The organism is Streptomyces lunalinharesii (assembly GCF_039532155.1).
In the GTDB taxonomy this organism is placed as follows: Bacteria; Actinomycetota; Actinomycetes; order Streptomycetales; family Streptomycetaceae; genus Streptomyces; species Streptomyces lunalinharesii.
This window is the reverse complement of the sequence record NZ_BAAARK010000092.1, coordinates 1-3,288: the sequence shown is the minus strand read 5'-3', so window position 1 is coordinate 3,288 and position 3,288 is coordinate 1. Positions and strand designations below refer to the sequence as shown.

The following is a 3,288-nucleotide window of genomic DNA, read 5'->3' as shown; positions in this document are numbered from 1 at the left end:
ATCCCCCAACGACGTCCCCGTCCCATGCGCCTCCACATACGACACCGACCCAGGCTCCACCCCCGCCCGACCCAACGCCGCAGCAATCACCCGCTCCTGCGCCCGCGGATTCGGCACCGTGTAACCGCTGCCGCTGGGCCGGCCACCGTGGTTGACGGCCGTACCGCGGATCACGCCGTAGACGTGGTCCCCGTCGGCGACGGCCCGGGCGAGCGGCTTGAGCAGCACCGCGCCGACGCCCTCACCGGGCACGTAGCCGCTGCCGCCGGCGCCGAAGGCACGGCACCGCCCGTCGGTGGAGAGGAACTTGCTCTGGCTCAGCAGCACGTACTTGTAGGGGTGGACGGAGACGTTGACGCCGCCCGCGATCGCCAGCTCGCTCTCGCCGTGCCGCAGGCTCTCGCAGGCCAGGTGCAGCGCGGTCAACGACGACGAGCACATGGTGTCCACCGCCATGCTCGGCCCGTGCAGGTCGAGGAGGTAGGAGACCCGGTTGGCGATCAGCGAGTACGAGGACTCGGTGACCGGCCCGGTGCCGCGCAGCGCGTCGACCGCACCGTAGAGCTGGTACTCGCCGTACATGACGCCGACGAACACCCCGACCGTGCGGCGGGCGAGGGTGCGCGCCCGGTAGCCGGCGTCCTCCAGGACGTGCCAGGCCGACTGGAGGAACAGCCGTTCCTGCGGGTCCATCAGCTCGGCCTCGCGCGGGGAGACCGAGAAGAAGAGCGGGTCGAACTTGTCGACGTCCGACAGGAAGCCGCCCCACTTGCCGTACGTCCCACCGGCCCGCGAAGCGTCCGCGTCGAAGAACCGCTCGTGGTCCCAACGCTCCCGCGGCACCTCCGTAATGCAGTCCCGACCCGCCGCCAAGTTCTCCCAGAACTCCCCCAGGTCGTCCGCCATCGGATACCGACCACTCAGCCCGATCACCGCGATGGCGTCGTCCTCGACGGCGTCGCCCTCGGCGCGCTCGTCGCCTTCGACACCGTCGTCCGGCGTGCCGTACGCGGGGTCGTGGTCAGAGCCGTGGTCAGAGCCGTGGTCGGGGCCGCGGTCGGGGGTCTCGACGCGGACGGAGGTCATGAAGCGCGGGCGTCGGGCCGGCTCGACCGCCGGTGCCGCCGCCGTGGCGGGCTCCTCGGCGGTTGCCGGCCGCAGCGCCGCGGGCTTGGTCTCCGCCAGGTGGTCGGCGATCTCCTCCAGGGAGTCGTGCTCGAAGAACAGGGTCTTCGACAGCTCGCCGAAGCGGTCCTCCAGGGCGCGGTTCAACTCGGTGATCACCAACGAGTCGATGCCGTAACGGGCCAGTAGGGCGGCCTTGGGGTCGATGCCGGACGCCTCGGCCCCGATCTTCCGCGCCACCAGCTCGCGCAGGAACGCCACGGCGAGGCCGCGGAGTTCCGCGCCGTCGTCCGCACCGTCCGCCGCGCCGGGGTCGGCCTCCGGCCCGGTCCCGGCGTCGCCGCCCGACCGGTCACCGGCCGCGGTGCCGACCGCCGCCAGCCGTCCGGCGATCACCTCCGCGTCGCCGGCGGCCACCAGCACCGCACCGCCCGGGAGCGCCAGCGCGTCGTCGAACGCGGCCAGGCCCTCCTCGTTGCCCAGCGACGCCACCCCGATCCGCTCCCGCAGCACCGCGGCGTCGTGCGCGGCCAGTGCCATCCCGCCGTCCCGCCAGTGCGGCCAGGCGATCGACAGGGAGCGGCCGTGGCGCCGCCCGGCGGCGACCCGTGCCGTGCGGTGCTCGGCGAAGGCGTCCAGGAAGGCGTTGGCGGCGGCGTAGTCGGTCTGGCCGAGGTTGCCGAAGGCCGCCGCGATCGAGGAGAACAGCACGAAGAAGTCCAGCTGCTCGTCGCGGGTGTAGTGGTCCAGGTGCACCGCGCCGGCGATCTTGGGCGCGAGGACCGCGGCGAACTCCTCCGCGGTCTTCTTCAGCAGGAAGGAGTCGCGCAGCGTCCCGGCAGCGTGGACGACGCCGTGCAGCGCGCCGTGCTCGGCCCGGACGCGGGCGACGAGCTCCCGCACCGACTCGGCGTCGGCGACGTCGGCCCGCAGGTGGTGCACCGTGCCGCCGTGCGCCTCGATGGCCGCCATCCGCCGTCGCACGTCCTCGTCCGGCTCGGAGCGTCCGACCAGGACGAGGTGGGTGCGCGCCTGTGCGGCGAGGTGTTCCGCGACGAGCAGGCCGAGGCCGCCCGCGCCACCGGTGATGAGGTAGACCCCGTCCTCGCGCACCGGCGTCCGGCGGTCGGCGGCCCGAGGCAGGTCGATCCGCCGGTGCCCGTGCACCAGGCGCCGCCCGTCCTCGTGGCGCACCCACACCGCGGGATCGGTGGCATCGCCCAGTTCGGCGACGGCGGTGGTGAGGGCGTGCTCCCGCCGGTCGAGGCCGACCACCTGGTGCACCAGCCGGGGATTCTCCAACCGGGCGCTGCGCGCGAACCCGGCCACCGCGTCCTGGAGGGGGGACGGGCCGTCGGCGCCGGCGGCGTGCAGGTGGAGCACCCGGACGGGACGCTTGAGCCGGCGGGCCAACAGCGCCTTGCCCAGGTGGAAGTGGGTCATGAGGCCGCGTGCCAGCGCCGTGTCCACCGCGCCCGCGTCGAGGCCGTCGGGGGCGTCGAGGCCGTCCCAGGCATGCAGGACGACGCCCGGCAGGAGGTCGTCGGCGGCGCAGTCGGTGAACAGCCGGTCGACGTCCGCACCGCGCCCCGGTTCGAGGGTGAAGGTGTGCGCGTCCTGGCGCTGGTAGGCGGTACCGGGACGCGCCAGCACGATCCGGGCGTCGGCCCGGCCGGCCGCGCGCAGCGCTGCGGCGAGTTCGGTGCGCTGGCCCTCGTCGGTGCCGAGCAGCAGGTAGGGCCCGTCGGGCGGGGTGCCGCCGGTGGGCAGCGCGGCCCGCTCCCACCGGCCGCGGAAGAGCAGGCGCTCCGGGCCGCGCTCCGCCCCGGCGCCGGACGGGCGCTGGTCGGCCCGCAGGACCAGGTCCTTGATGCGGACGAGGACGGTGCCCTCCGCATCCAACAACGCCACCTGCGCCGTCACCGCACCCGCACGACCCACACCCTCCTCAACCGTCACATACGCCAAACACTCCCGCGGCAACTCCCCAAAAATCTCCACCGCACCCACCGCAAACGGCAGATACCCAACCCCCACACCAGCACCAGCACCAGCACCAGCACCAGCACCAGCAGACTCACCCAACAACGCCACAACCGACTGCAACGCACCATCCATCAACGACGGATGCAGCCCAAACTCCCCAAACCCCGCCTCACACAC

At 73.6% G+C, this 3,288-nt stretch carries 1 protein-coding gene; it reads right to left on the bottom strand.

What is annotated here, in order from left to right:
• Nucleotides 1–3,288, bottom strand: a 3,288-nt coding sequence (locus tag ABD385_RS40960) for an SDR family NAD(P)-dependent oxidoreductase (protein WP_344585332.1), incomplete at its 3' end; no start/stop codon positions are given.